Annotated in this window: 24 protein-coding genes, 2 tRNA genes and 1 riboswitch; of the genes, 11 read left to right on the top strand and 15 right to left on the bottom strand. The window is 38.4% G+C overall.

Annotation, left to right across the window (positions count from 1 at the left end):
* Nucleotides 1-87: 87 nt before the first annotated feature.
* A complete protein-coding gene (locus tag GQR47_RS09245) occupies nt 88-678 on the top strand; it encodes a DUF938 domain-containing protein (RefSeq protein WP_024596418.1) in 591 nt (196 codons plus the stop codon).
* Here GQR47_RS09245 and GQR47_RS09240 read toward each other — a convergent pair.
* The 4 genes from GQR47_RS09240 to GQR47_RS09225 form a co-directional block, all read right to left on the bottom strand.
* Entirely contained in the window at nt 655-1,794 is a 1,140-nt protein-coding gene (locus tag GQR47_RS09240; protein WP_024596417.1) for a GNAT family N-acetyltransferase, read from the bottom strand. The genes GQR47_RS09245 and GQR47_RS09240 overlap by 24 nt on opposite strands.
* 6 nt (nt 1,795-1,800) lie before the next feature.
* A complete protein-coding gene (locus GQR47_RS09235) occupies nt 1,801-3,189 on the bottom strand; it encodes an alpha/beta fold hydrolase (protein WP_024596416.1) in 1,389 nt (462 codons plus the stop codon).
* Nucleotides 3,182-5,899 (bottom strand): ATP-binding protein, encoded by a 2,718-nt coding sequence (locus GQR47_RS09230; protein ID WP_154903813.1) that lies wholly within the window; start codon nt 5,897-5,899, stop codon nt 3,182-3,184. Before GQR47_RS09230 ends, GQR47_RS09235 begins: the two co-directional genes overlap by 8 nt.
* 72 nt (nt 5,900-5,971) lie before the next feature.
* Entirely contained in the window at nt 5,972-6,427 is a 456-nt protein-coding gene (locus tag GQR47_RS09225) for an Lrp/AsnC family transcriptional regulator (RefSeq protein WP_076925888.1), read from the bottom strand.
* A 136-nt stretch (nt 6,428-6,563) separates the two neighbouring features.
* Here GQR47_RS09225 and GQR47_RS09220 point away from each other — a divergent pair, with 136 nt between their 5' ends.
* Together GQR47_RS09220 and GQR47_RS09215 are read left to right on the top strand one after the other, a co-directional pair.
* Nucleotides 6,564-7,733 carry a monodechloroaminopyrrolnitrin synthase PrnB family protein gene (locus GQR47_RS09220; protein ID WP_024597155.1) on the top strand — a complete coding sequence of 390 codons (1,170 nt, stop codon included), beginning with the start codon at nt 6,564-6,566 and terminating at the stop codon, nt 7,731-7,733.
* Nucleotide 7,734: 1 nt separating this feature from the next.
* Nucleotides 7,735-8,859 (top strand): aminotransferase class V-fold PLP-dependent enzyme, encoded by a 1,125-nt coding sequence (locus tag GQR47_RS09215; protein ID WP_024597154.1) that lies wholly within the window; start codon nt 7,735-7,737, stop codon nt 8,857-8,859.
* Here the strand turns inward: GQR47_RS09215 and GQR47_RS09210 are convergent.
* The 4 genes from GQR47_RS09210 to GQR47_RS09195 all read right to left on the bottom strand — a co-directional run bounded on the left by GQR47_RS09210 (nt 8,843) and on the right by GQR47_RS09195 (nt 10,230).
* On the bottom strand, nt 8,843-9,331 hold the full coding sequence (locus GQR47_RS09210; protein ID WP_024597153.1) for an RNA-binding protein: 489 nt from the start codon (nt 9,329-9,331) through the stop codon (nt 8,843-8,845). The two genes, GQR47_RS09215 and GQR47_RS09210, sit on opposite strands and share 17 nt — an antisense overlap.
* A gap of 305 nt (nt 9,332-9,636) precedes the next feature.
* Nucleotides 9,637-9,729, bottom strand: a tRNA-Ser gene (locus GQR47_RS09205).
* 51 nt (nt 9,730-9,780) lie between these two features.
* Nucleotides 9,781-9,871: transfer RNA gene (locus GQR47_RS09200), tRNA-Ser, on the bottom strand.
* A 218-nt stretch (nt 9,872-10,089) separates the two neighbouring features.
* A complete protein-coding gene (locus tag GQR47_RS09195) occupies nt 10,090-10,230 on the bottom strand; it encodes a hypothetical protein (RefSeq protein ID WP_164487637.1) in 141 nt (46 codons plus the stop codon).
* A gap of 325 nt (nt 10,231-10,555) precedes the next feature.
* Between GQR47_RS09195 and GQR47_RS09190 the strand changes: the two genes are divergently transcribed.
* A complete protein-coding gene (locus GQR47_RS09190; RefSeq protein WP_024597152.1) occupies nt 10,556-11,425 on the top strand; it encodes a YegS/Rv2252/BmrU family lipid kinase in 870 nt (289 codons plus the stop codon).
* Between the two features lie 37 nt (nt 11,426-11,462).
* Here the strand turns inward: GQR47_RS09190 and GQR47_RS09185 are convergent, their stop codons facing one another.
* Nucleotides 11,463-12,392 carry an EamA family transporter gene (locus tag GQR47_RS09185; RefSeq protein WP_024597151.1) on the bottom strand — a complete coding sequence of 310 codons (930 nt, stop codon included), beginning with the start codon at nt 12,390-12,392 and terminating at the stop codon, nt 11,463-11,465.
* Between the two features lie 103 nt (nt 12,393-12,495).
* Between GQR47_RS09185 and GQR47_RS09180 the strand changes: the two genes are divergently transcribed.
* A complete protein-coding gene (locus GQR47_RS09180; RefSeq protein WP_024597150.1) occupies nt 12,496-13,938 on the top strand; it encodes a PLP-dependent aminotransferase family protein in 1,443 nt (480 codons plus the stop codon).
* A gap of 238 nt (nt 13,939-14,176) precedes the next feature.
* Here the strand turns inward: GQR47_RS09180 and GQR47_RS09175 are convergent, their stop codons facing one another.
* Complete coding sequence (locus GQR47_RS09175) at nt 14,177-14,971, bottom strand: YggN family protein (protein WP_024597149.1); 795 nt, start codon at nt 14,969-14,971, stop codon at nt 14,177-14,179.
* Between the two features lie 387 nt (nt 14,972-15,358).
* Here GQR47_RS09175 and GQR47_RS09170 point away from each other — a divergent pair, with 387 nt between their 5' ends.
* The gene (locus GQR47_RS09170; RefSeq protein WP_007579801.1) at nt 15,359-15,544 is read left to right on the top strand and encodes a hypothetical protein; all 186 of its coding nucleotides are present in this window, start codon (nt 15,359-15,361) and stop codon (nt 15,542-15,544) included.
* A gap of 118 nt (nt 15,545-15,662) precedes the next feature.
* Here GQR47_RS09170 and GQR47_RS09165 read toward each other — a convergent pair whose 3' ends face one another.
* From GQR47_RS09165 to GQR47_RS09155, 3 genes are all read right to left on the bottom strand, one after another.
* Nucleotides 15,663-16,160 (bottom strand): glutathione peroxidase, encoded by a 498-nt coding sequence (locus GQR47_RS09165; protein ID WP_024597148.1) that lies wholly within the window; start codon nt 16,158-16,160, stop codon nt 15,663-15,665.
* Nucleotides 16,161-16,233: 73 nt separating this feature from the next.
* Nucleotides 16,234-16,533, bottom strand: a complete 300-nt coding sequence (locus GQR47_RS09160) for an AzlD domain-containing protein (protein WP_024597147.1) — start codon at nt 16,531-16,533, stop codon at nt 16,234-16,236.
* A complete protein-coding gene (locus tag GQR47_RS09155) occupies nt 16,530-17,234 on the bottom strand; it encodes an AzlC family ABC transporter permease (RefSeq protein WP_024597146.1) in 705 nt (234 codons plus the stop codon). The genes GQR47_RS09160 and GQR47_RS09155 overlap by 4 nt, the downstream gene beginning before the upstream one ends.
* Before the next feature lie 107 nt (nt 17,235-17,341).
* On the opposite strand from GQR47_RS09155, the gene GQR47_RS09150 reads away from it, so the two are divergent.
* The 4 genes from GQR47_RS09150 (at nt 17,342) to GQR47_RS09135 (ending at nt 21,506) form a co-directional block, all read left to right on the top strand.
* The gene (locus tag GQR47_RS09150) at nt 17,342-17,998 is read left to right on the top strand and encodes a cytochrome b/b6 domain-containing protein (protein ID WP_024597145.1); all 657 of its coding nucleotides are present in this window, start codon (nt 17,342-17,344) and stop codon (nt 17,996-17,998) included.
* Nucleotides 17,999-18,086: 88 nt separating this feature from the next.
* Nucleotides 18,087-18,174, top strand: a riboswitch (cyclic di-GMP riboswitch).
* Between the two features lie 96 nt (nt 18,175-18,270).
* Complete coding sequence (locus GQR47_RS09145) at nt 18,271-18,834, top strand: hypothetical protein (protein WP_024597144.1); 564 nt, start codon at nt 18,271-18,273, stop codon at nt 18,832-18,834.
* A 137-nt stretch (nt 18,835-18,971) separates the two neighbouring features.
* Nucleotides 18,972-21,047: an oligopeptidase B gene (locus GQR47_RS09140; protein ID WP_024597143.1), complete on the top strand. Its 2,076-nt coding sequence runs from the start codon at nt 18,972-18,974 to the stop codon at nt 21,045-21,047.
* Nucleotides 21,048-21,107: 60 nt separating this feature from the next.
* The gene (locus GQR47_RS09135) at nt 21,108-21,506 is read left to right on the top strand and encodes a hypothetical protein (RefSeq protein ID WP_024597142.1); all 399 of its coding nucleotides are present in this window, start codon (nt 21,108-21,110) and stop codon (nt 21,504-21,506) included.
* A 22-nt stretch (nt 21,507-21,528) separates the two neighbouring features.
* Here GQR47_RS09135 and GQR47_RS09130 read toward each other — a convergent pair whose 3' ends face one another.
* Nucleotides 21,529-22,281 carry a LytTR family DNA-binding domain-containing protein gene (locus tag GQR47_RS09130; RefSeq protein WP_024597141.1) on the bottom strand — a complete coding sequence of 251 codons (753 nt, stop codon included), beginning with the start codon at nt 22,279-22,281 and terminating at the stop codon, nt 21,529-21,531.
* Nucleotides 22,282-22,519: 238 nt separating this feature from the next.
* Between GQR47_RS09130 and GQR47_RS09125 the strand changes: the two genes are divergently transcribed.
* Nucleotides 22,520-25,462 (top strand): TonB-dependent receptor, encoded by a 2,943-nt coding sequence (locus tag GQR47_RS09125; RefSeq protein ID WP_024597140.1) that lies wholly within the window; start codon nt 22,520-22,522, stop codon nt 25,460-25,462.
* A 282-nt stretch (nt 25,463-25,744) separates the two neighbouring features.
* Here the strand turns inward: GQR47_RS09125 and GQR47_RS09120 are convergent, their stop codons facing one another.
* Nucleotides 25,745-26,218, bottom strand: coding sequence for a Dps family protein (locus tag GQR47_RS09120; RefSeq protein WP_004334993.1), 474 nt, complete (start codon nt 26,216-26,218; stop codon nt 25,745-25,747).
* Between the last annotated feature and the right edge of the window lie 2 nt (nt 26,219-26,220).

Below are 26,220 nucleotides of genomic sequence, written 5' to 3'. Positions count from 1 at the left end.
TTTAAAAATTACCTTTTTTTCATCACGACAAAATAAGCTAAATTTGCTTTACTGTTGTGCATTAATCTACAATTTTGGTGCACAGTAATGACAAAGCCATTTTCACAAGCCTGTGAAAACAATAAAACCCCTATTTTAGAGCAATTAAAGGACGTATTAAAAAATACTAAAACAGTCCTCGAAGTCGGATCAGGAACCGGCCAGCATAGTGTGTTTTTTGCAGAGCAATTACCGCATTTACAATGGCATACAAGTGATCGCGCTATAAACCACGAAGGGATTAATTTATGGCACCGCGAAGCTAATTTAACTAATTTACATGCACCACTTGAGCTTGATTTAAATAATGAATGGCCTGTAGATAAGGTTGACGCTATTTATACTGCAAACACATTTCATATTGTAAGTTGGCAATTAGTTGAACGTTTTTTTGACGGTGTTAAACGTCACTTAAATAGCGACGGTATGTTGTGTATTTATGGGCCATTCAAATACCAATGTGAATTTACCAGCCCAAGTAATGATGACTTTAGTGCCTTTTTAACAGAGCGCGATCCGTTAAGTGGAATAAGAGATTTTGAAGCAGTTGAACAACTAGCTAAGCAAGCAGGGCTTACGCTTATTAGCGATACTGCCATGCCTGCAAATAATCAGTTACTCGTTTTTAAACGGCAGTAATGAGCTACATTGCTCTTTATATATATCAATATGGCCGCGTTCACGCTTTAAGTAGTCGCTTATTGCATTACTGAAATCGCTATCAACAATATGGTGAGCAGAGTAGGTAAGTACGGGTTCAAATCCGCGTGCTATTTTGTGCTCACCTTGTGCTCCCGAATGAAAGCAGCTGAGTTTATGCTTTATTGCAAACTCAATACCTTGGTAATAGCACAGCTCAAAGTGAAGCGAATCTACTTCTTCACTTGCTCCCCAGTAGCGCCCATAAAGTGTATTCTCACCTACTAAACTAAGTGTTGCAGCAATCACGTTGTCGTCTTTTTTGGCCAGCATAATAACGAGGTTATTAGCCATTAATGCATGTAAAAGCGTAAAAAACTCCATATTTAAATAGCCCAAATGACCAGATCGCTTTAAGTAGGTACGCTGATAAAACTCATAAAACAATTGCATTATCTCGGGCGTAATTTGCGTTCCTTGCAGCCATTCAATATCAATATTTTGTTGCGCTATTTTAGCTCGCTCTTTTTTAAGTGACTTACGTTTTCGTGAGTTAAGTATTTGCAAAAAATCGTCAAAGGTTTCAAAACCTTTATTAAACCACTGAAATTGCACACCCACTCTTAGCATGGCATGTTGCTCAGTTAATGATGTTGCTTGGGCTTGGTCGCAAAAATTAACATGCCACCCCGACCACCTTTGCTCAGCACTGTGTATATTAAGTTGCTCTGTAATGTACTGATACACCGCATTTGGGTTAGCGTGCTCGATAGCAATACGCTTGCCTTCAATAGGGCTAAAGGGAATGCCAGATAGCCACTTGGGATAATATTCTAAACCGTGTTTTTCGTATGCCTCAGCCCATGCCCAGTCAAATACGTACTCGCCGTATGAATGACTTTTTAAATACCCAGGTGCAAGCGCAATGAGCGTATCATCTTCAAAAATAGCGAGGTGATGGGGCTGCCAACCGCTTTTTTGTGTTACGCATTGGCTTTGCTCAAGGGCATATAAAAAAGCATGTTGAGTAAATGGTTCATCACCAAATAAACGTTGCCACTGCGCCTGATCAATCTCATTAATACTGCTAAACCATTGGTGCGAAAACGTTCCCATGACTACTTACCTTGTAGTTGTTCTAAGCTGTTCTACGTTTTTAATAAACGTACTAATTTGCTTTTTAAGCTCGGTAAAATGAGGATTATAAGTTAAGCGTTGTAAAGCCGGATAGTGTTTTAAGTTGGCGCTTGTACGCTCTCCTAGTTGTGGATTTTTTGTTGTTTTACATGTTTTGTACAGGGACTCGTCGTTAATAAAGCTGCCACAATTACGATAGGTTGCGTTAATCCCATAATGTGGATTTTGCGGTGAGTTAACAATAGCAATATGCGACATACCATGAACTTTTTTACACTGAGGCGATGTGCATTGCGGGTTATTTACTGTGTAGTCACTAGCAAAGTCTGGCGGTAAAATATCAGTGCTTCCATAAAGTACTAAAGTATCGAGCGGCTTATATTTTACTGAATTATCTTTGTGTAACGCACTTAATAATTTTAGCGTGGCACGCGTATCTATCGTGGTATCAATATCGCTAAGTACACTAAAAATAGGTAATTTAAGTGCAGAGCGTTTGTTTAAGCTACTTACGCTTGCAAGTGACATAGCATAGTACGACGCGGCAGCTGCATTTAAAGGAAATGATTCATACTTAGCAAAGTCTACATCGGCGTCTTTATCTATCCAATTAACAAAGGGTATGGCATCAATCCTTTTTGCTATCCAGCCGTACTTATTATGTGGCTCGGAGCCTGGCGAATAAAGCATAAGCGCTTTAATTTTGGGTGAAACTGTGTACTTGGTTGCGTAATCAATAAGTAACGCTGCACCGGTAGAGTAACCTGCGAGTATCACCTCATCAAAGTCTTGCACCGAGCGTTTAATACCGTATTTTATTGCCTGTTGCCATTGGCTAACCTCTACATTGAGTAATGCACTTGCGGCGCTTCCATGTCCTGGTAATAAAATAGTACGCACAGTATAGCCTTGTTGATAATACACTTGTGCTAAATCGTGATACGTAAAGGGTGAGTCAGTTAGCCCGTGAACTAATAGTGCAACTTTATTGCTGTTTGGATGCGTAAGCTCAAAAGGGGCAATAATATCTGCAATAGTAGGGTCAGGTTTTCGCGTACCTTGTGTTACTAATTGCTGGTACGTTTGTGTAATAACAGGGCATGGCATATCTGCACGTGGATTGGTTTTATTTATATGTTTATATGCAAAATCTAAGTAATCGTTAAATGGTAAAAGGGCGTGGTAATTAAAGCGCTGGTGGTTGTGCTCTTTTTCAAAGCGTAATAAGCCTTGTTGCTTACTTTTTGTTATAAATTTAAAGTCGCTTGCCTGCGATATACAGTTTTGAGCGACGGTAATATGCGAAAAAATACTTAAAACAAAACCAAAAGCTACTCTTAAAACTATTCTTAAAATTAAATCACTATTATTCATTAACTACTGCATATTGGACAAGACACTCGGTTAGCTTAATGAGTTCAAGCGGTTTTGCAAGATGTTGGTTAAATCCAACGGCTTGTGCATGTGCTTTATCCTCTGGCATAACGTCGGCAGTTAAAGCAATAATCGGGAGTTCTTGTTCGGTTTTAAACTGGCGGATTAGGGCCGTTGCCCTATAGCCATCCATTACAGGCATTTGGCAATCCATAAGCACTAAGTCAAAATGCTGCTTTTTAACTATATCAACGGCCAGTTCGCCATTTTCTACTATATACGGCACAATCCCCAGCGAGCCAAGCATCGCTTTAATAACCATTTGATTCACTGGGTTGTCTTCTGCGACCAAAATGTCTAGCGAAGTAATATTAGTATTATCAAATGTAATAACATGTTCTTTTTTAGGCTCTGTTGTTTCTAATTGCATTGAAAATGTAAACGTAGAGCCTTTATCTATTTCACTTTCAAGTGCTATTTCTCCCCCCATTAATTGGCTTAGCTCTTTTGCTATTGTTAAGCCCAGCCCTGTACCACCAAATTGCCTAGAGGTAGAGCTATCAGCTTGGGTAAATGCATTAAATAATTTTTTATGTTGGCTTGGCTTTATACCTATTCCGGTATCCCTAATGGTTATAACAAGCTGTACTTTATTGGCGGCAGTAAACTCTGTTTCTATGTTTAAAGTAACGCTGCCTTGGCTTGTAAATTTAATCGCGTTACTACATAAATTAAGTAATATCTGCTCAATTCGCATCGGATCACCAATAAACCAGGTATCTAAAGGTAGCTTTGAGTTAACTTGCCATTTAATACCTTTGTTAACAGCGCTTTGTTCAAACATATTGTTTATGCGTGTTATTAAGGCACCTAGGTCGAATGCAATAGATTCAATAACTAACTTTTGGGATTCTATTTTTGATATATCAAGAATGTCATTAATTAAGTTTAATAAACTTTTAGATGATGAGTTTATTTTATCTAAATAGCCAATGAGTGTAGTTGCAGTGTCTGTTTCGCGAGCAAGTGAAGAAAAACCAATAACGGCATTGAGCGGTGTTCGTATTTCGTGGCTCATATTAGCTAAAAATTGGCTTTTAGCTTGATTAGCTAAATCGGACTGCTGTTTTGCTTGTGCGAGTGAGTGTGTACGCTCTGCAACTTGACGTGTAAGCGCTATTTGTTGCTGATTAAACAGTAGTAAAACCATTAAAATTAAAGAACATACGGCAACTTGAAGTATGAGTAATAATAAAGTTAGCTGACTATTATGTTGTGTTAAAAAGCTTTCTTTAAGGGATAGTTTTACAATCCATTTTTGCCCTGCAAAGTCCACGTCAAACGACATTAAACGGCTGCCTTTGGCTTGCTGAACATCTTGAGAGTAATTACTATAAAACGGCGGTGTATTTGTATCTTCATATATACCAATCGAAAACATATCAGACTGCTGTTTAGTAATAGCTTGTTCAATAATACTTCGTACTAAAAATACACCTGTGGCATAGCCTTTAATTGTTTCTTTATCGTTACTTTGAGAATACACAGGAGCAAATAATAAATAAGCTGGCTTAGGCTGTTTGGTCTGTACTAGTTGAATTATCTTAGTCCCTACGGGCATATATTTTATAGCAGGGTTAAGCAGGGAATTTTTTCGATCAGGGTTTGAAAATACATTAAAGCCAATAGCTTTTTGATTACCATTAAAAGGAGCTATGTATTTTACTATAACAAGGGGATCGCTAATTTCAAGAGGCTCACCTACTACATCAACATCTAAATGGTAAATGTTTGATATCTCTTGAGCAAAGACGTCTCGTTGATCTTGAGGTATTTTTGCATTCCACGATAAAGCGTGAATAAACGCATGCTGGGTTAGTAATTGGCTAGCATAAGAATAAAAATCTTGTTGGCTTAATGTTGAAGATGATTGAACCTGACTTGCTAGGCTCTGCACTGCAATAATACTGCGATTTGTATATCTATAAAGGCTGTTTTCTATAACATGGACTTCACGTTCGGCGATTTTAATTGTGCTTATACGGTTTTCTTGATCGTATAGCTGTGTTGTGACCGCAACCGACACAAATAAAATAGAACATACTGCAATTGTTGGAAACGCCGATATATTATGTTGGTTAGACTTTTGTGGTAATAAAGAAAGTAAAAACGGAGTTGCAATTATTACTCCTAATGTATCGCCAAGCCACCAGTAAATAACATTCTTCCAATGATTATCAATACTGTAAACTGAGTTAAATTGACTAAGAGCGAACACGCCAAAGTTAGCCGAAATTAAACTGACTAATATGGCTATGACGAGAATAAAGTAAATTATGTTTTTACGCTTTTTAAAGCGTAGTGGGTGGCCAAGCCAAAATTTTAGTAAAGCAGCGCCCACCATTGCCTGTATAACCACACCAAAGGCGATATACATAGCCTCGTTAAATGAGTTACCGACAAGGACTAGCTCATGAGCTGAACTATCAAAAATATTTAAATTAAATGCAATTGCAGCTACAAATAAAGGCGGGATAAAGCGCCACCACCAAATATAACAACCGACCAAAGCTATACCAGCAGGTAACCAAATTGGAATTATTTGCGAATTAAAAGCAAGTTTAGTGAGTGCTATACCCACTAAAAAATATGCTAAAGCAAACATGATGTAAAAAATAATAGAATGATTTTTAGAGTTAAAATTTTTCACATAAGGTCCAAGCAATTATTATTATCGTTTTGAAATATCAGTATAGCTAACAGTAAGTTATTTGGGTTATTTTTATAATGGTAACTGTTTTTTGCTAAATGATTGTTTAAGCACAACTGTTGATTCTATATTTGCGATACAACTTAAGCCACCTAGTTGATGTTTTACAAACGTTTCGTAGCTCTCAAGATCATGGGCAATTATTTTTAATAAATAATCATAGCTCCCTGATATTACACAACACTCTAATACATGTGGTAATTTTTCTACATGTTGCTCAAATTGCTCTGCAGCACTTACCGAGTTTTGGCTTAATCGCACAAACGCATATACCAACACATTAAGGTTAAGTGCTTTAGGGTTTATGGCGGCGTGGTAGCCGGTAATAATGTTTTCTTGCTCTAACTTTTTTATACGTCTTAGGCAAGGTGTATCCGATAGGTTAATACTACTGGCCAAGTCTGAAACCGACATACGAGCTTGGCTTTGCAGTGCAACGAGTAATTGCTGATCTTTTTTATCTAACATAGTTGTCGGCTTTTATTAATTATTTTTATATTTGTAGTGATTATTGCTAAGTATTGCAGTTTTTACTAATTTTTTTGGCGTTTTACCCTCATTGAACTCTGTTAGCATTTAACTATAAAAATAATAGAGCACAACAATGAACACACATACCGCTATTTTCGATCACTGGATACGAACAGAGTTTGTCACTTTAAATAGTGAATTAGAGCAGCTTTATTGGCAGCAAACCGATAAAGCAAATGTAGAAGGGGTAGGCGAGGCCTTAAAGCAACAATTAGAAAAAAAAGGCAACGCATTAGTTAGCAATTTATTAGCCGAGGGCAACACAGATCAAGGCTTTGATAGCGCTTTTGACTTACTCGGTAACGTAGGATTGTTTATGGCAGCGTGTAGGCGCCATGAAATTACTGAGCCAAGCAGAGAAACCACCTCTCCACTAATAGAAGCCTCAGCGCTTGCTATGCATATTGGTGCATCCATTGGCGTAACCCCTCGTTTTGCTACCGCCCATTTAACTACTCATAACAAAGCACTTAACGGTATTTATAAACGATTTACTAATTTACCCGATGAAAAGCTATTTATTGATTACAACACCCAAGGTATTTTGGCCTATAAACGAGCAAGTGATGCTTTATTAAAAATACTGCCGTTAGGCATTTCACACCCCTTGTGTGGTGAGTTATTAAAAGTAGCTAAACAAGCGCTTATAGATGTTATTGAATCAAATAATGCACTTTATTCTGAGCTCGATACAGATCGCTTTTTTAACTGCGTTCGCCCTTATTATAAACCGTATCGTGTAGGTAAAGAGGTTTACAGAGGTGCAAATGCTGGTGACTTTGCAGGTATTAACGTGATTGATATGTTACTAGGCCTTTGTAGCGCAAACGAGCCTAGTTACTCGCAAATGCTGGTGGATAAGTTTTTATATATGATGCCAGAGGATCAGCAAATACTACGAGAAGCCATGCGTATGCAAAGCTTTATGGATGACTTTTTACAAGCAGAGCAATATAAAAATACAGGTTGGTTTAAAAACCACGCAAAGTTATTTATCCAAGTGTGTAAATTACATGGTGACACCGCGGTCGGTCATCATAATCAACTGGTTGAAAAGTTTATTGCTCAGCCTTCAAAAAATATGCAACAGCAGTATATGAGTAAAGTAACAGCAAGTGGTCCGCCGCTTCATGTATTGCTTGATTCGCTCGAAAAACTAAGAGATAGGCGAGCCAGCGCAAAACGCGACGATATAAAAACACGTTTTGACGATCTAAATACACTTAAAAAATGGATTAAATAACATGCTTAAAAACGATTTTTGTATGGCCGATGGCTGTTATTTATTAAACCACTCGGTAGGGCGTCCTCTTAAAAATACACAGCAATATTTAGCACAGCACTATTTTTTACCATGGGAGAGCTCAAGTAAAGAACCTTGGCAGCAATGGCTTCCCGCAGTTGAGCAATTTACTAGCGCACTTAGTAAGTTATTTAATGCGCCTAGTTCGCAGTTTTGTCCTCAAGTTAATTTATCAAGTGGCTTAACAAAGTTGCTTATGTCGCACCCTCGATTACAGCAAAAAAATTGTAAAGTGCTTATGGCGCAAAGTGATTTTCCGAGCATGGGTTTTGCAATGCAAAAAGCATTACCAGAGTGCGCACAAATTATGTTTATACCAGAGCACGAAAACCTAACTGATATTAATGTTTGGCAGCGCTATATAACTTGCGATATCGACTTGGTTTTTATAAGCCATGTGTATTCAAATACAGGTGTACAGGCGCCTGTATACGATATTGTAGCTATAAGTAAATTAACCAATAGTTTATCAATAGTTGATGTTGCTCAGTCAGCGGGGGTTATACCGCTTGATTTAAGCGTGCTCGATGCGGACTTTATGATTGGCTCGAGCGTTAAATGGTTATGTGGTGGCCCAGGTGCAGCTTATTTATGGGTTAACAAAAATCAAATAGAGTATTGTGAGCCTAAAGATGTGGGTTGGTTTTCGCATCAAAATCCATTTGAGTTCGATATTAACCACTTTGAATATAACGCCAGTGCGCTCAAGTTTTGGGGTGGCACCCCTTCTGTAGCGCCTTATATTATTGCCGCAAATAGTATTACCTACTTTGCAGAGCTAACAGCTCATAAGGTAAGGGTGCATAACTTAGCGATGCTTACGCTTATTCATGAGCAACTAAGCGAATATGTTGTATCACCTATGAGTGGTGATAAATGCAGCGGGACTGTTATTTTGTTTTTTAACAAGCAGCAAGACCATGTACTTACAGAGCTTAATAAAGCGAAAGTCAGTGTAGATGCTCGCAAATTTGGAATACGAGTATCGCCACATATTTATAATACTCAAGAAGACGTTGCGCAATTTATTTCTATAGTAAAACGAGCGCTTAAGGGTTTTGGCTAAGCTGCTGCTTTCTTTGCTTTAATGACTCTATTTTTTGCTGCGTTTGACTAATTGATGCGTCGTAGGCTTGTTTTAATGAATTTGTTTTAGTTGCGATAGCATCAGCAATAGACGAAGCGCCTAAACGATTGGCCTTATCTTGGGTCATATAATCTATTTGTTGTTTTTTAGCTGCGTATTCTTTTTGGCTTTGTTCAATAGATAGCTCAAGGCGCTTTATTTCACGCTCTATTTGCTGAACCTCTAAGTAGTCATCAACAGAGGTATCGGTAATACCTTTACCGGGCGTAGAGCTTTTATATGCTTCAATTACATTTATATCTTTAAGAGTAATAACTTGTGCATCTTTAGCGCAAGGCGTTTGGCTAAAAGTAGGAACGCCCTTAATTACACACTTATACACTGTTGTACTTTGTGCCAAGGTAAAAAATGGTGCTGCCGCGCAAAATGATAGCAATATGAACCGGATCATAGCTAAACCTAAAAGTGGCTAAAGTTGTGTTAATAATGCCCTAAGTTATTACTAGGCACAATTTGTTTAGTTTTTATAAATTTTAGGCACAAAAAACCACAATCAAGTGGTTTAAATTAAGTATGTTCCAGAGGGGGGTAGACTTGCTTACATCCATGTAATCAATCGCTGCGCGACGCTTGCAGCGGCCCAAAATGTTCCAGACATTTTGTCGAACCCTGTCGAGGGTTCTCACCCTCCCAATTTAGTATCGGTGTTAAATTTTAGGCACAAAAAAACCACAATCAAGTGGTTTAAATTAAGTATGGTGGAGAGGGAGGGATTCGAACCCTCGATAGAGCTACAAACTCTATACTCCCTTAGCAGGGGAGCTCCTTCGGCCACTCGGACACCTCTCCAACGCATAACCGGTTGTATTGATGGAATAAAAAAAGCCACCAATTAAAATATGGTGGAGAGATAGGGATTTGAACCCTAGATGGGCTATAAACCCATGCCGGTTTTCAAGACCGGTGCATTCGACCACTCTGCCATCTCTCCGTGACGCAGAATAATACTTAGGTGATACCGCTGTGTAAATAGCAAAATGACTGTTTGCCTAAAAAACATACGTAAATGAGGTTTTTTTTGTAAATAAGGGGAAATTAAGGCAATTTTTAATAAAATAAATAGGTTGCAGCAAACAATGGGAGCTAAATAAGTGACTTCATTTAGTGGTTGAGTGTTCGCTGCACCGAAAAATAATCATGGTTGGGTGATTATTTATATTGAGCTGCACCGCTAAGTGCTAGTCTTTTACCAATCGTGTTAAGTTTAGCTAACATTCTTGCTTTACGGTTAGTTGGTTTAACGGCTACTTGCGCTACTGCTGTTTGATTTAATGTATTAATTGGTTTCATTATTTTGCTCCGATCGTATCTGTTGAAATTGCGTGCATTTTGCACGTTGTTAGATTAAAAATACAACGATAAAAATTGAGCCTGAGGGATTAGTTAAACTAATCTGAATTGATTTTATTAATATGCGATTCAGTAAGTTGCATTACTGTTTTTGCATAGCTATTTATATGACGGTTGGTTTTAACCCCTTTGATGTTGGGGTCTTTGGTTTTTTAATTTATTTTTATGCATTTTATACAATGTTTTTTGATTATTTATTCGGATTAAAAAAATTTAATTAAACGTTTGTTATCTCACTCTAAAATACATTGCTGGAAACAAAAGCTTGTCACTACTTATAATTATTAAACCAAGTATCAAAAAACAGAGCCAAAAATCATTGGCATGGCTTAAAAATATCTGTAAAAAGCGCAGCTTTTCTTATTGTATATTTACTACAACGGGAAGCTTTGACGATGACTGCGCTCAAATAAGGTTGTTACTGAGTAAATTTCCCAAAGTAGTTGCACTAGGTGGCGATGGTACATTGAACTTGGCGGTCAATGCGCTAATAGGGAGCAGTTGTTCGTTAGCATTATTACCTTGCGGTACAGGTAACGATTTCTCCAGAGGGTTTAATTGCAAAGAAGATGATTGGCGAAAGGCATTATTTAATACACCGACAGCAATTGATATAGGAAAAATTAATAGCCGCTATTTTATTAATATTGCAGGGGTAGGATTTGATGCTCATGTGATTAAAACTATTAACGATAAAGCTAATTTTTCATCTTTTGATTACAGTTGGACGAGCATTAAAGAGCTATTTTATTATCAAGCTCAGCAGTTACAAGGTACGTTTAATAACGATGCTCGGCAGTATCAAAATTTAATTACTGTATTTGCTAATCATAAGTACTTTGGTGGCGGGCTAAAAATAGCGCCAAAAGCAGATTTAACTGATGGCCAGCTTGAGTGTTATCAAATGCGATCGGGTGGGCTTTTTTATAATGTAATAAGCTTTATTAAGTTATTTTTTAAGCGTCATGAGTATATAAAAAACCTTACCTATAGTCGCTTAAATACAGCTTCCATAAAAACTGAAGGGTTATTGATTGAAGCAGATGGTGAGCTGATAGGTAAAACTCCTGCAGTTGTAAGTGTGCATGGACAGGCCTTACTTTTTCATATGCCAATAAAAAAGCGCCTACAGTAAAGTAGGCGCTTTTGCGTTAGTTGCGTTAATAACGCGTCTAACTGGGGACGGAGCCACTTTTAGCTATTGCTCTATTAGCTAAAAAGGCGTTAATTCGTTTTGTTGGGGTAAGCACAATGGCGTTACCTAATAGCACTAAGCTAAACCCTGCAAAGGTATTTGCGTGCCATTCAAAGCCTTCAAAAAAGCTACTCAGTGTTACTGCCACTAACGGGAATAAAACAATAACGTAGCTGGCTTTTTCAGGGCCTATATTTTTTAGTAGTGCAAAGTAACAACCAAAAGCGATTACTGTGCCAAATATTGATAAATAAAGTAATGATAACCAGTAGCTAGTTGGGGCGTTTAAACTAAATTGCACATCGTTCATTAATACATATAAAGCTAAGCCTATAGCACTATATAACATGCCCCATGCATTGCCCTGCAATACGCCAATTTGCTTACGAGAATTACGAACGCTTACCATGTTGCCCAATGAAGCCACAAAGGTGCCACCAAGGGCAAGTAGTAACCCGACCAATGCACCATTACTTAAGTCGAACTGCTGTAACTGTGGCCAAAACAGACACGTAATACCTAATACAGCGAGTGCGGCACCGGTATAAATTCGTTTTGAGATAGGCTTACCAAAAAATAGTCGAGTGTTAACTATGTTCATAACCAGCAATAGTGAAAAGGCGATAGAGGTCATAGCGGAGGTTAAGTAATTTTGTGCCCAGTAAAGCATTAAGTAATTTAAGGCAAAATTACAAATAGCCAACAAAGCAAAAAAGCCATGATCGATTAATGAAAAGCGCATATCCGGTTTTTTGTACGCTACATATAACCACATTAAAAGCGCTGCAATAGCAAAGCGATAAAATAACGATAGCTCTACCGCAATATCACCTAGCTGAAATTCGATGGCTAACCAAGTAGAACCCCAAATTAAAACGGTTGTAATGTATAGCGTTGCACTTTTCATGGTTAGTCTCCAAAGCCCGATTGAATGGCTATTTTAAGACCTATCTGTATACTTACCATATACAGAAAAGTAAAAATGTAACCTATACAGATTTGGATGCGTGATGATAAGACAAAAAAATAGCCAGGGGCATGAGTTTCTATATCAGCAAGTTATTCAGTTGATCAGAGATATGAGCGCCCAGCAGGTTTTACTCCCTGGCGAAAAACTTCCATCACTGCGTAAAATGGCAGATAACTTAAACATTAGTATTCCGACAGTGAAGCAAGCTTATCAAACACTTGAAGATCAGGGGTTAGTAGAGGCACGTGAAAAATCAGGTTACTTTTTAAAAGCTGTTAACGCCGCGCATAACTTACCTAAGCGAGTTAAATTGAGTCGCGAGCCTGTTGTGGTAAATAAACAAGCCTTAATAGAGCAGGTATACAGCGCCATTCATCAAGCTAACGTAGTCCCTTTTGGTATCGCTAATCCAATTGCTGCTGCACCCACCGATAAAGCACTCGCCAGAAACATGCGCCGTGTAATGACAATTGCGGGCAGTAAAGCTATTAACTATGGACCAACAGATGGGTTTGTACCGCTGAAAAAGCAATTGGTGCATCGCTATTTAGATTTTGGTATTGGCATAAATATGGACGAGCTTGTGATCACCAATGGTGCGCAAGAAGCCATGGCTATTGCACTTAAGTGTGTGACAAAGCCAGGCGATGTAGTTGCCATTGAGACGCCTTGCTATCACGGGATTATCGAGTTAATAGAAAGCCTAGGGCTTAAAGCGCTCGAAATACCACTGTGCCCAGATAATGGTATTTGGTTAAGTGATTTGGAACGCGCTTTAAATGAGCATGATATAAAAGCGTGTTTATTCTCGACTGCAATTAGTAACCCTGTGGGCAGCTTTATGCCTGATACAAACAGACAGCAGCTGGTGGAGCTACTTGAAAGTCATGACGTAGTGCTTATTGAAGATGACGTATATGGCGATTTATATTTTACGGCAAAACGAGGCACACCTGCTTTAGCGTACTCTAAAAAAGGATTAGTGATTAGTTGCTCATCTTTTTCTAAAACGGCAGCGCCGAGCTATCGTGTAGGTTGGTTAGTTGCGGGTAAATTTGCAACGCAAGCAAGGCGATATAAAAGAGCACTAAGTTGCTCTGCTTCGTTAATAAACCAATGGACGTTATCTGAGTTTATTGCCAGTGGTGAGTACGACCGAAATTTAAAAGTACTTAGGCAACGCTTGCGCGATAATAAAGAGCGTATGCGATGGTGCTTACAACAAGCTATGCCAAAAAACACACGTATAAGCGATCCAAAAGGAGGCTGCGTTATGTGGCTAGATTTAGGAGGCGAGTACGATAGCCAAACATTGTTTTTACTTGCGCTTGAGGTTGGTATTAGTATTACCCCTGGGCTTGTTTTTTCGGCCTCTAATAAATATAAAAGCTGCGTAAGATTAAGTTATGGTGTGCAATGGAACGCGCAAATTGAGCAAGCAATAGTTACATTGGGTAAGCTTACTTTATTAGCTAAAAAGTAATACCAATCTGCTTATATATGGGGTCTATTTAACGTTAAGAAAATTACGCTAGAACTAGGCAAAAGTTTTTGTATCGAGTTGTTCTAAATAAAAAATTTTTAACGACGTTATAGTGCAATTTAATTCGTTAAATTGCTCAAAGATTTATGCAGGTTGGTATAAGTTTGCGAAACACAAAAAAGCAGCATTTAAGTAAACTTAAGTGCTGCCAAAGGGATGTTAAATAACGTTTGCTGTACTAATTTTGTTTAAAGCTAAATAACTGGTAACCTTCAAGCTCAGGCACTTGCATTACTAATTGCTCTTCTTGTTTTGCAATATCAGCAAAGTTTCCACATAAAGAGTTGGCACGTTCTTCAAGTGCGCTTGCATGTAGCTCTACTTTTTCTTCTATTTGTGCACCCATATTTTCCATACGTTGTTCAAAGGCATCCATATCACGGCCTGAACCAAGTAACTCAGAACCTAAAGCAACTAAAATACTGCCCATTGATTGCATTACTGCTGATTCAACCGCTGTTTCTATCTGCTGCTCAAATTGTTGTTCAAAGTTTTCGCCAAATTGATTAAAACTTTGTTGGCCCATCACAAATGTACCTTGCTGGTAAAATGTGTTTTCTACTTCGATTTTAATGTCATCCATAAGCTCAGACATATTATCAAGACCGTCAATATTAAATGCATTGCCTACTTCTTCTAATGCTACTCCGGCAATTTTAACACCCTCAAGCGCTATATTAGCTACTTCAGGTAATTGAGTGCGTAAGCTATCAGAGTACTTGGTTAGCGCGTCGCGCTGCGAACTATTCAGCGCTACAAGTTCGCCATTTACGGTTAAGTCACCATGGGTATTAAACTGCATGGTTTTATTGTTGGCGGTAAAAATTTCCAATTCGTTTGGCTTAATGCGCACATCATTTTTAAATTCGACGTTACATTCATCATTACTAAATGAAATTGCAGAATCGTTATCGTTATGAGCCATAGCGGCTGGTGAACAAATTAATGCGCTAACTAATAGTAATTTTTTCATGTTTGTTCTCTACTTTTTGTTGATGACGATTAATTAATAACAAGTTTGATGCCAGTTTTATTTTTTAATATAAAACATATGCTTAACTGTTTTTGTTTGTTTTTTAGTAAATGAAATTAATTAATAAATAACTATTTTTTAGTCAAATTGGCTAACTAATAAAAATTAATAAATTTTATTTATCGATACGATAAAAAACTCTCACTTTCCTCAATTCAAATTTAGCGCTATTTATTCACATTACTGACATGAAGACTATTTACAGTAGTCACGTGGCTTTATTTTGATGTTAATTTGCACAGCATTTTGACGTTAAACATTTTAATTTTACCGACTATTGCGATAATAAAATCCTTGGTTGGTCTCAAACACTTTATGGAGTGGGTTGTGGGTAAGACATTTAGTTACGATGCGCTAGATGACGATTTTGTTGAAGACGAGTACGAAATGCTCGGCCGTAATCAACACGATAAGAACAAGCAAAAGGTTAAAAAGAAGTTGGAAGACTACCTTGAGCAAAAACGCTTGCGTAAAAATCTAGGCGAAGATGATTTAAGCGATTACACCGATTAAATTTCACTAGTATAAATAAAATACCAATTAATATTGAGAGTTTAAATGTGCAGTTATGCGTATGTTTAAGTTTCAGTAGTATTGGCAATAAAGAGGCCTTGCGCCTCTTTATTACTTTTTAAAGCGCATTTTTAGTTTGTGCCAAAGCTTTTTGAATTGTAAGTTCTAGCTTTTCTGGTTTAGTAAAAGGTGCATAACGTTTAATTGGCGTGCCATCTGCGGCAATTAAAAATTTAGTAAAATTCCACTTTATTTTACGTGTTAAAAAACCAGGTAAAGCCGATTTTAAAAAACGAAAGACTGGGTGAGCATGCTTACCGTTTACATCTACTTTGGCCGCCATTAAAAAACTCACACCAAAATTAATTAAACACCCTTGCTCTATTTGTGTAGCGTCGCCGGGTTCTTGCTGACCAAATTGATTACACGGAAACCCTAAAATAACTAAACCTTGGCTAGCATATTTATTATGCAAAGCTTGAAGCGACTCGTATTGGTAGGTAAATCCACATTTACTTGCGGTATTAACAATAAGCACAACCCTACCTTCAAAATCACTAAAGTTAATAGGTTGACCCTGCAAGCTTGTTGCGCTTAATTGATGGAATTTGTGCATATTGGCGTCTTTTTTATTATTGTTATTGGTATTTTAACCTGAGTACAGTATTTCATAAAGTATAAAGAGTGCTCTAATTTAATATTAAAAATAGCCCCATACCGGCAAGTGTTGTGTAATAAATATTATGTGTTTTATAGGCAACAATGATAGCGACTATTGCTGCGCTTAAATAAGGGTTTTGCCAGTCTAAGTTAATGCCATCTTCATTCAAAAACACGATAGGCACCCAAATTGCTGTAAGCACCGCAGGTGCGCTAAAGCTTAAAAATTGCTGCATTTTAGGACCTACTTTAAACGGTAAAGCGCGGTGTAAAAATAAATAACGCGTAAAAAATGTAATACACGCCATGAGTAAAATAGTTGTCATCATGGCGTTGCTTCCTTTTTAGCGGTTAGCCTTGCTGTGCTATAACCTGCGGCCATTGCCAGCAGCGCTGAGCAAACAAGCCATAACTCAAATCCGGTACTTTTTAAAAGCGTTGCGCTAACGCCTGCTACAATTACCGTAACGAGTGAGGCCAAATTTTTGATTCCCGGAATAACTAACGCGATAAACGTGGCAGCAATCGCAAAGTCGAGCCCTAAATTAGTTAGGTCGGGCAGCATTGTGCCCGCTACAATGCCAATTAACGTCCAAATATTCCATGCAATATAAAAGCTAAAACCAGCGCTTAATGCGTATATTAAGCGTGTTTTTGTTCTATATGCTCTTCGATGATGAGAAAACGCAAACAGCTCGTCGGTTAAAACAAAACTTACTGGTAAGCGCCAACGCATAGGTTGATCAATCACCTTATGACGCACGGCTAACCCGTATAAAAAATGCCGAGAGCTAATAATAAATGTTGTGAATAAAATTGTGAGCAATGGTGTGTTGCCCGCCATAAGTTCAATCGCAACAAGCTGTGCAGAGCCTGCAAATACTAATAACGACATTGCTTGGGTTTCAAAGGCGCTAAAACCATTTTGAATCGCTAAAGAGCCGCATAAAATACCCCAAGGAACAACGGCTAAACACAGTGGTAGCATATCTAAAAAGCCTTTTAAAATAGCTTTTTTAACTGGTTGCATGATATTTACTCTCACGGCTTGTAGAATGGCTCATAAGGATACCTTAATATTATGATGTTAAAGTAGTTAACAAATTAAATAATACTGTTTTTTTAAGGATAGGCACAATGACGACGTTAAAAGTGTGGGATGGGTTTATTAGATGCTTTCATTGGTTTTTGGTTGTAAGTATTGCAGTGCTTTATTTTAGTATTGAAGAGGGCATGATTGAGCTTCATTTTGTTGCTGGCTTTTTTACTTTAGCACTTATAGTAACACGTTTAATTTGGGGTGTTATTGGTAGTAAAACCGCGAGATTAAGTGGGTTACTGCACTCTCCTAGAGCTATTTTAAAGGCATTAAAATCACCAAGCGAATCGTTAGGCCATTCAGCACCCGGTAGCTGTATGGTGATAGTGTTTTTTATATTGATCATAACGCAACTTGTAAGTGGCTTAATGAGCAGTGATGGTATTTTAACTGACGGGCCGCTTGCTCAATATGTGTCTAGCGATACGATTGATTTTGCCAATTGGCTACATGAGCTGAATTTTGACATTTTACTTTATGCTATTGGCTTGCATGTATTAGCTATTATTGTTTATAGAATAAAAGGCAAACCGCTAGTTAAGGCGATGATCACAGGCTCAAAAGAGTTAAAAGCGGATGACTCTGAGGCTAAAGTAACAAAAGCGTCTTGGCCTGCGTGGTTAATATTTATATCTTTATTGGTGTTGCTGGTATTTACGTGGGCGAAAGAGCCTTTAACTTATTTGTTTAGTTAAAAACACATTAAACCAACCTTAAAGGGTTGGTTTTTGTTTTTGGTTACATTCTTTTGTTTGATTGTTATGCGGGGTCGAATTATAATCGCCGCATTGCTGGCAAACTAGCCGAAAGGTTAGGACGCAAAGTTTCCGGTCTAAGGCTTTTTAAAAGCTATGGTAGCGGGACTACTGCATAACGTGTTGTTATGTATCACTTGCCCTCAGTGTATTTTTTGTGTATCCATAGTCTATGGATAAAATTTTGTAACTCTTAAGGTGTTGCCGTGTTTATGCATACGTCGTTGGCCTGTGGAAAGTGGTCAACAATAGGTTGCTTAAATCATCATACCCAATTATTTATTGGTGATGTGGTGAGTGTAACCTTTTACGACATGCAAGGAGAGCTGGTTAGTTTATCATTTGATTACAAGATCACCTCGCTTGAGCAAGGTGAGCCTCACGCATGGCCACGTTTAGTTGCCGAGCATATTAATGTGCATGTTCCTCTGGTTAGCGCAGGTAAAATGACCGAACAGGGTTTAATTGTAGCCTATAGAAATAATGAAATTTTTGCTTTGCAAAGCAGTGGTATATGTAAAGCACACGTCGACTTTCATTGTATTGCAAAATGCGATGAGCGTGTTGTTAAGAACCTTGATACTTATGATTACGTGTACCCTGAAAATTGTGAAAACTATAATGCGGGTACAAAGGTATTGCAGCCAAAAACTGGGCATGTATATCAATGCAGGCCTTGGCCATTTAATGAGTTTTGCCGCACGAATGACGATAATAAGTCTATGTTCGAACCCGGTGTAGGGCAAAGCTGGGCTATGGCTTGGCAGCAAATATAAAGCTTAAATTATCTTCCCAAAGGTATAGCGGTTTTAGTAATGAAGCGTTTACCGTTTTAGCCCATCCAACTATTGGATGGGCTTTTTTATTTTTATGATAAACTGCAAATCACATTATTTTTTTAATTGGTTTTGTTGTGTCTCGTCCTGTCTACTCTTTAAGTTTATTACCTAATTTCCCGATTGCTAAACAGCAAGCCCATACATTAAGTACTCATAATAAGATACGTACCGATAATTACTATTGGATGCGTGATGACGATCGCCAGGATGAGCAAGTACTTGCGCATTTACATGCTGAAAATGCGTACTGCGATGAACAGTTAGCTGCTATGAAGCCACTACAAAATACACTTTTTGAAGAGTTAAAAGCACGCATTGTAAAAGATGATAATTCGGTACCCGTTAAAGACGGGAAATACTGGTATCACTCAGAAGTTCGTGGTGATGATGAATACTCACGTCACTATAGAAGTACGAGCATAAAGGCCGATAATAAAGAGCTTTTACTCGATGTTAATGTCTTAGCTGAAGGATTTGAGTTTTTTGAGCTGGGCGAAGTCGCACTAAGCCCATGCGAGCAGCTTATGGCTTACTCTGAAGATACTGAAGGTCGTCGTATTTATAATGTTCGCTTTAAAAGCTTAGCGACCGGTGAAATGCTTCCTGATGTGCTTGAAAATACAGAAGGACAAGTTGTTTGGGCTAACGACAATAAAACTGTTTTTTATGTAAAAAAAGATTTAAAAACGCTATTAGGATACCAAGTATTTAGGCATGAGCTTGGCAGCGAGCAAAGCCAAGACGTAATGGTCTACGAAGAGCAAGACAGCAGCTTTTTTATGGGACTTGGTAAAAGCCGCGATGAAAGCTTAATTATTATTGATTTAGCATCGACAGAGACCAACGATACATGGGTGCTTGATGCTAATAAGCCCACTGGCGAATTTAAAGCATTAATGCCGCGTGAAGATGGCCACGAGTTTGACGTAGATAAGCTAGGTGACACATTTTATATTGTGACTAACTGGCAAGCTAAAAACTTTAGATTAATGACGGCAACAAACGAAACAATTGCTGATAAAACACAATGGGTTGAGCATACAGCTCACAGAGAGAATGTACTGCTTGAAGGTGTAGAGTTATTTAATGACTTTTTAGTATTGAGTGAACGCGAGCAAGGGCAAGCTCGATTTGTAGTTGTTAATAGGCAAGGGGATCGTATGGCACTTGAGTTTGCCGATCCTTGTTATTATGCTGCAATAGCAATGAACCCAGAGCCAGACACACGCACTGCGCGTATTTATTACTCAAGTTTAACAACACCAGGTTCTTTATATGATGTTGATTTAGCAACTGGCGAAAAAACACTACTTAAACAGCAAAAAGTACTCGGTAGTTTTAATGCCGATGACTATCAGTCTGAGCGATTAATGGTAACTGCTCGGGACGGAGTGAAAGTACCCGTATCAGTTGTTTATCGAAAAGACAGCTTTAAAAAAGATGGCACAAATCCGTTATTTCAATACGGCTATGGTGCGTATGGCTATACGATTGATCCAAGTTTTTCAAGTTCATCGCTGAGCTTGCTCGATCGTGGTTTTGTTTATGTAATAGCACATGTTCGAGGCTCTGAAATGCTAGGTCGCGAGTGGTACGAACAAGGTAAAAAAGAGCATAAACAAAATAGCTTTAGTGACTTTATTGATGTGACAAAAGCGCTTGTTGCACAAGGCTATTGTGATAGCAGCAAGGTGTTTGCCTCAGGCGGCAGTGCTGGTGGTTTATTAATGGGGGCGGTTGTAAACCAAGCACCAGAGTTATATTGCGGTGTTGGCTGTCATGTACCATTTTTAGACGTATTAACCACGATGCTTGATGAAAGTATTCCGCTCACAACAAATGAATATGATGAATGGGGTAATCCAAATGAGCCTCAGTTTTATGATGTAATTGAAGCTTACTCGCCGTATGACAATATTCGCGCCCAAAACTATCCGAACATACTCGTTACTACCGGTCTTCATGACTCACAAGTGCAGTATTGGGAGCCTATGAAGTGGGTTGCAAAAATGCGTGAACTTAAGACTGACAGTAATATTTTAGTATTTAAAACCGATATGGATGCAGGGCACGGCGGTGCATCAGGTCGCTTTAAAAGTTTAGAGGAAAAAGCACTCGAAATGGCCTTTTTTATTGCTTTATTAAATTAACTGCAAAATCGGAAAATTGTATTATCCTATATATAGAAGTTGATATATGTAAGGCGATATATGTTTGGTGCACATGGTGAATTTCAAATTTGTTCACAGCCCCCTCAGATGTATTTAGAATTGAAAGGGAGCTTTAATAATGAAGGCATTACGCTGTTAACTAATGGAGTTGTTCAGGAGTTGAGCACTCACCCTGAAAATACGATTAAGTTTGTGGTTGTTAATTTAAAAGAGTTTGAGCTGTTAACTTTGGATGGCCTCGATTCATTAGAGGCCTATTTTGCCGGTGTAAAAGAACGTGGCTATCAACGAGTTGATTATATAAACATTAATATCATAGCTAAAAATATGTTTGAAAAAGTATGGAAAAATAGCGATGTAGAAGTTAATTTTTATAAAGATACCGAAAGCTATTTATTAGTGCACCCAAATGACAGTTATATAAAACAGAACTGGTAATTAATATGAGTATTATAAACCGCTATTGAAGAGGGCTTATAATACTCTCTAAACACCCTTTATAGCGCCGTGAAAGGTTTAAACACATATCGTTTTTCAGTCTTACTCTATAATCGCCACTGTCAGTAGGCATCAGTTCGCAAATAGCTTGTTTTCTTACCAGCGTAGAGCGATGAATGCGAACAAATCCTTCAGGTTCTAGTTGTTGTTCAATATTTTTCATGGTTTCGCGATGTAGTACCGGCGTATTACCTTGGGTAAAATGCAGCTCTACATAGTTGCCCGCGCCATTAATCCAAATAATATCATTTATATCAATTAGCCTTACCTTACCTACATCTTTAACCACAATGTGTGATGATGGCTTTTCAGCTTGTGTGCTTTGCTGGTATTGGCGTTCGGCCGCACTTGCAATCGGGCAAAGGTGAATCAGCTTATCAAAGCATTTATCAATACGTGATGCAGTTGAATCTAATATTAAAAAATCTACAGCGCCAACTTCAAAGGCAAAACTCGCAAAATGTCCCGATTGAGCAATAATGACTAACTTCAGCTTTTTAGCAAGCTCAGTTAAATGCACTATTTGCATAGGGTCAGCTAGGTTGGTTAGTTCGTAAAACAGTACGTTGTATTGATCTGTGTCTATTTGATCTAACCTATTTGTTTGAAGAAAAGATTGAGATTCAAAGTGTCGGTGATCTTGCACACGCTTTGTTAAAAATGTTGCAAACTTAGTGTTACTAACAAAAGTTAATGCATGAAAAGAAGCGATCATTATTTTATATCTCTTGCTGTATATAATAATAAAGACCGTGCTTAGCGGAAAAACTGTTATGAAAAGTACAATATATTTATAAAATAATTGTGACGTACTGATTCATCCCATAAAAGCTGCTATTCGTACCAAAGACTACGCCTCATAAATAATGCCCGTAGAGTGTTTAAATAAATCCCCTTACTGTAATCCGCGAAGTAACCATTTAGTTACAAAAATAACAATTCAGGGGAATTATATGACATTAACTAACAAAGGTAGCGCGCGATTATTTAAAAAATCGTCGTTAACAGTTGCGCTAAGCAGCGCGATACTTGCAAGCTTTTCATTTCAAGGTGTTGCAGCAGAAGATGACGAAATAACTAAAATAGAACGCGTACAAGTTACAGGATCTCGAATTCGTTCAGCTGAGGCAATGTCATCGGCTCCTATTCAAGTTGTAGATAGTGCTGCTATCGATGCATCAGGGTCATTAAATATTCAAGACTTATTATTAGAGAACCCTGCATTTGGTACACCAGCTATTAGCCGTACTAACTCAAACTTTAATACCGCAAGTGCGGGTGTTGCTACTGTTGATTTACGTAATTTAGGCTCTAACCGCACATTGGTTTTAGTGAATGGTCGTCGTTATGTATCAGGTGTACCAGGTAGCTCTGCTGTCGATTTAAATACTATTCCGAGTCAATTCATCGAACGTGTTGAAATTATGACAGGTGGTGCTTCATCTGTTTATGGTTCTGACGCTGTTGCTGGTGTAGTTAACTTTGTACTAAAAGATGATTTTGAAGGTATTGAATTCGAAGGCCAATATGGTGAATCAAGCGAAGGCGATGATGAATCACGCCAATTTAACTTTACCTCAGGCTTATCAAGCTCAGATGGGAAAGGGCACGCGATGTTCCATCTTGGGTATTCTGATCAAGGTGCTGTTTTTTCACGTGACCGTGACCGCTCGGCAGTAGACCAATTTTCAGGTATCTTCTTTGAAGATGATCCAGTAGCAAACCCAGGTTCTGTATTTGATGCTGTAAGTCCATTTTTATCTTCATTTCCGCCACAGGGTCGCTTTAGCGCTGGGGATGAAACATTTACGTTTAATGATGCAAACACCCTACAAAACTCGTTTAGTACTAACGGTGGCGATGGCGTAGCTGCAAATGGTTTTAACCGAAGTGGCGTACGTACGATAGCGATACCTACAGAACGTTACTTATTTGCCTCAAATGGTAGCTACGAGCTAAGCGACAAGCATAGCTTTTTTTATGAAGGTACTTACGCTGCAACAACAACCGTTTCTGAATTAGAGCCATTTCCTTTTGCCTCTGACGACATCTATGCAAATGGCCAAGTACCAATTGAATTTAATGTAAACGGTGAAATATTGCGTAACGCATTTGTACCTGATGATATATATAACGCAGCAACCGACACCGATGGTGATGGTATGCGTGATATCTTTTTTGCAAAGCGCTTAAGTGATATCGGTAACCGTGGAGCACGAGCTGAGCGTGATACATTCCGTTTAGCACTAGGCTTTCAAGGTGAAATAGCAGATGGTTGGTTCTACGATACTTACTATGTATACGGTAAAACAAAAGAGCAGCAAGTTTCTGGTGGTTTAGTTAACGTACAAAGCTTTCGTCAAGGTTTAGAGGCTGTTATCGATAGCCAAGATTTAGATGGTGATGGTATTACTGATGAGGCTATTTGTATCGATGCGACAGCACGTGGCTTTAACTGTGCGCCGGTAGACATTTACGGTTTCAATTCGCTATCGCAAGGTGCTATTGATTTTGTAAGTGCACCTAGCTCACTTTCAACGTCGGTTGAGCAAGAAATCATTGGTGGTAATATTTCAGGTGATTTATTGGATTTACCGGCAGGTACGGTAGGTATCGCTGCTGGTTTTGAATACCGTGAAGAGTTCTCACGTAGTGAATTTGATGCTCTACAGCAAGCTGGCCTTAATGCGGGTAATGCAATTCCAGCAACAGAAGGCTCGTTTGATGTAACTGAATATTATGTAGAAGCAAACATCCCCGTGCTTGATTCTGTAACAATGAATGCAGCAGTTCGTTTGTCTGACTACTCAACAGTAGGCAATACTGAAAGTTGGAACGTGGGTATAGACTGGGAAGTAATGGATAGCTTACGTTTACGTGCTACCCGTGCACGTTCAACACGTGCTCCAAATATCGATGAACTATTTTCTCCACCTTCACAAACTTTCCCAAGTGGTTTAAACGATCCATGTTTAGGTGTTACTAATAGTGGCGGTGGTGCTGCAGGTGATGCTTGTCGTACAGATGTTGGTGTTACAACTAATATCGCTTCAAATGGCGAGTTCACGCTTAACCAGTCTGACTTACAAGGTATTAGTGGTTTTAACCGTGGCAACCAAGATTTAAAAGAAGAAGTTGGTGACTCTGTGACAGTAGGTTTAGTATTTACACCAGAAAATCTAATATCAGGCCTAGACATTACGCTTGATTACTTTGATATCGAAATTACAGATGCAATCGTATCAACACCTCGTCAGTTTATTCTTGACCAATGTTATGGTGGTGGCGATACAAGCTTTTGTGACTTTATAACTCGTCGTAGTGCGCCATCAGGTAATAATAGTGCTGGTTCACTAGAGTTTATTGACAGTGGTGTATCTAACAGTGGTGGTTTAGGTACAGAAGGTGTTGATTTAACACTAACGTACTCTACTGATATTGGCCCAGGTGCGTTTAGAACTCGCCTTGCTTATACTTACCTAATTGATGGTTATAGCATTCCACTTCCAGGCGCTGATAAAGATGAGTTTGCTGGAGAAATTGGTGCATCAGAGCATAAAGCTAACTGGAACTTTGGTTATAAACTTAACGACTTTGATTTTAACTGGAGCTTAACTTACATTGGCGCTGCAGACTTTGATGATCAATTCTTAAGTGGTTTTGGTATTGCTCCAGGTGGAGTAGGGATTGGTTCAGTGACATATCATGATGTTCAAGCAAGTTACCATATCAGCGATTCAACAGAGCTTTACGCTGGTGCGAGTAACTTATTTGATAAAGAGCCACCACGCATTTTATCGGGTGTGAGCGGTTCAAGTACTGGTACTGAAACAGATGCAGGTACGTATGACCCAATTGGTCAATCATTCTACATAGGTTTTAGAAGTAAATTCTAACCAACAATAACGACACTAATATAGTTACTTAATTCGTAACGTTCACAAAGCCTCAGTATTGCTGGGGCTTTTTCATGGGGAAAAATAATGTAGTAGTAATGCTTATACATTGTTTATCCCAATATATGAGCATTACACCCACTTAAACCCAAAACAACGCCACTGGTAACAGGGGCGTTGTTTAGTATTGGGAGGAGGCTAATATAGTAACCGAATCGCTTGATTATTTAACGATTTATCCCTATTTGTAGCCCTCTTCATTGAGGGCTTTTTTTTGCTGGTTTAGTCTAAGTAAGCCTTTAGCATCCAAACCAGTTTCTCTTGCTCTGAAATGTAATCGCTCATTAGTGAGGCTGTACCTTCATCGTCTGCATCACCAGCTTGGCTTAAAATATCACGCTGCATGTGAATTAATGTACTGTAACCAGCAAGTAGGTTTTCTACGGCTGTAACACCATCACTAATACCTTTAGCTTCTTTAATTTTACTTACTTCAAGGTAATCAGAAAATGCATGTAGTGGTGCGCCATCTAACGTTAAAATACGTTCTGCAACTTCATCTACTTTTAGAAGTAGCAAGTTATAAATTTCTTCAAACTTAACGTGTAGTTCAAAAAAGTTACGGCCTTTAATATTCCAGTGAAAACCACGCGCATTCATGTATTGAATCTGGTAGCTACTCAATAATGTATTGAGTGACTTTATGATGTCTTCGCTTTTTGCGCTGTTTAGACCAATTGCGTTTACATGTGACATAA

This window comes from Pseudoalteromonas sp. Z1A2 (assembly GCF_011378755.1).
In the GTDB taxonomy this organism is placed as follows: domain Bacteria; phylum Pseudomonadota; class Gammaproteobacteria; order Enterobacterales; family Alteromonadaceae; genus Pseudoalteromonas; species Pseudoalteromonas distincta.
The sequence above is the reverse complement of the archived record's forward strand: the minus strand, read 5'-3'. Positions and strand labels throughout refer to the sequence as shown.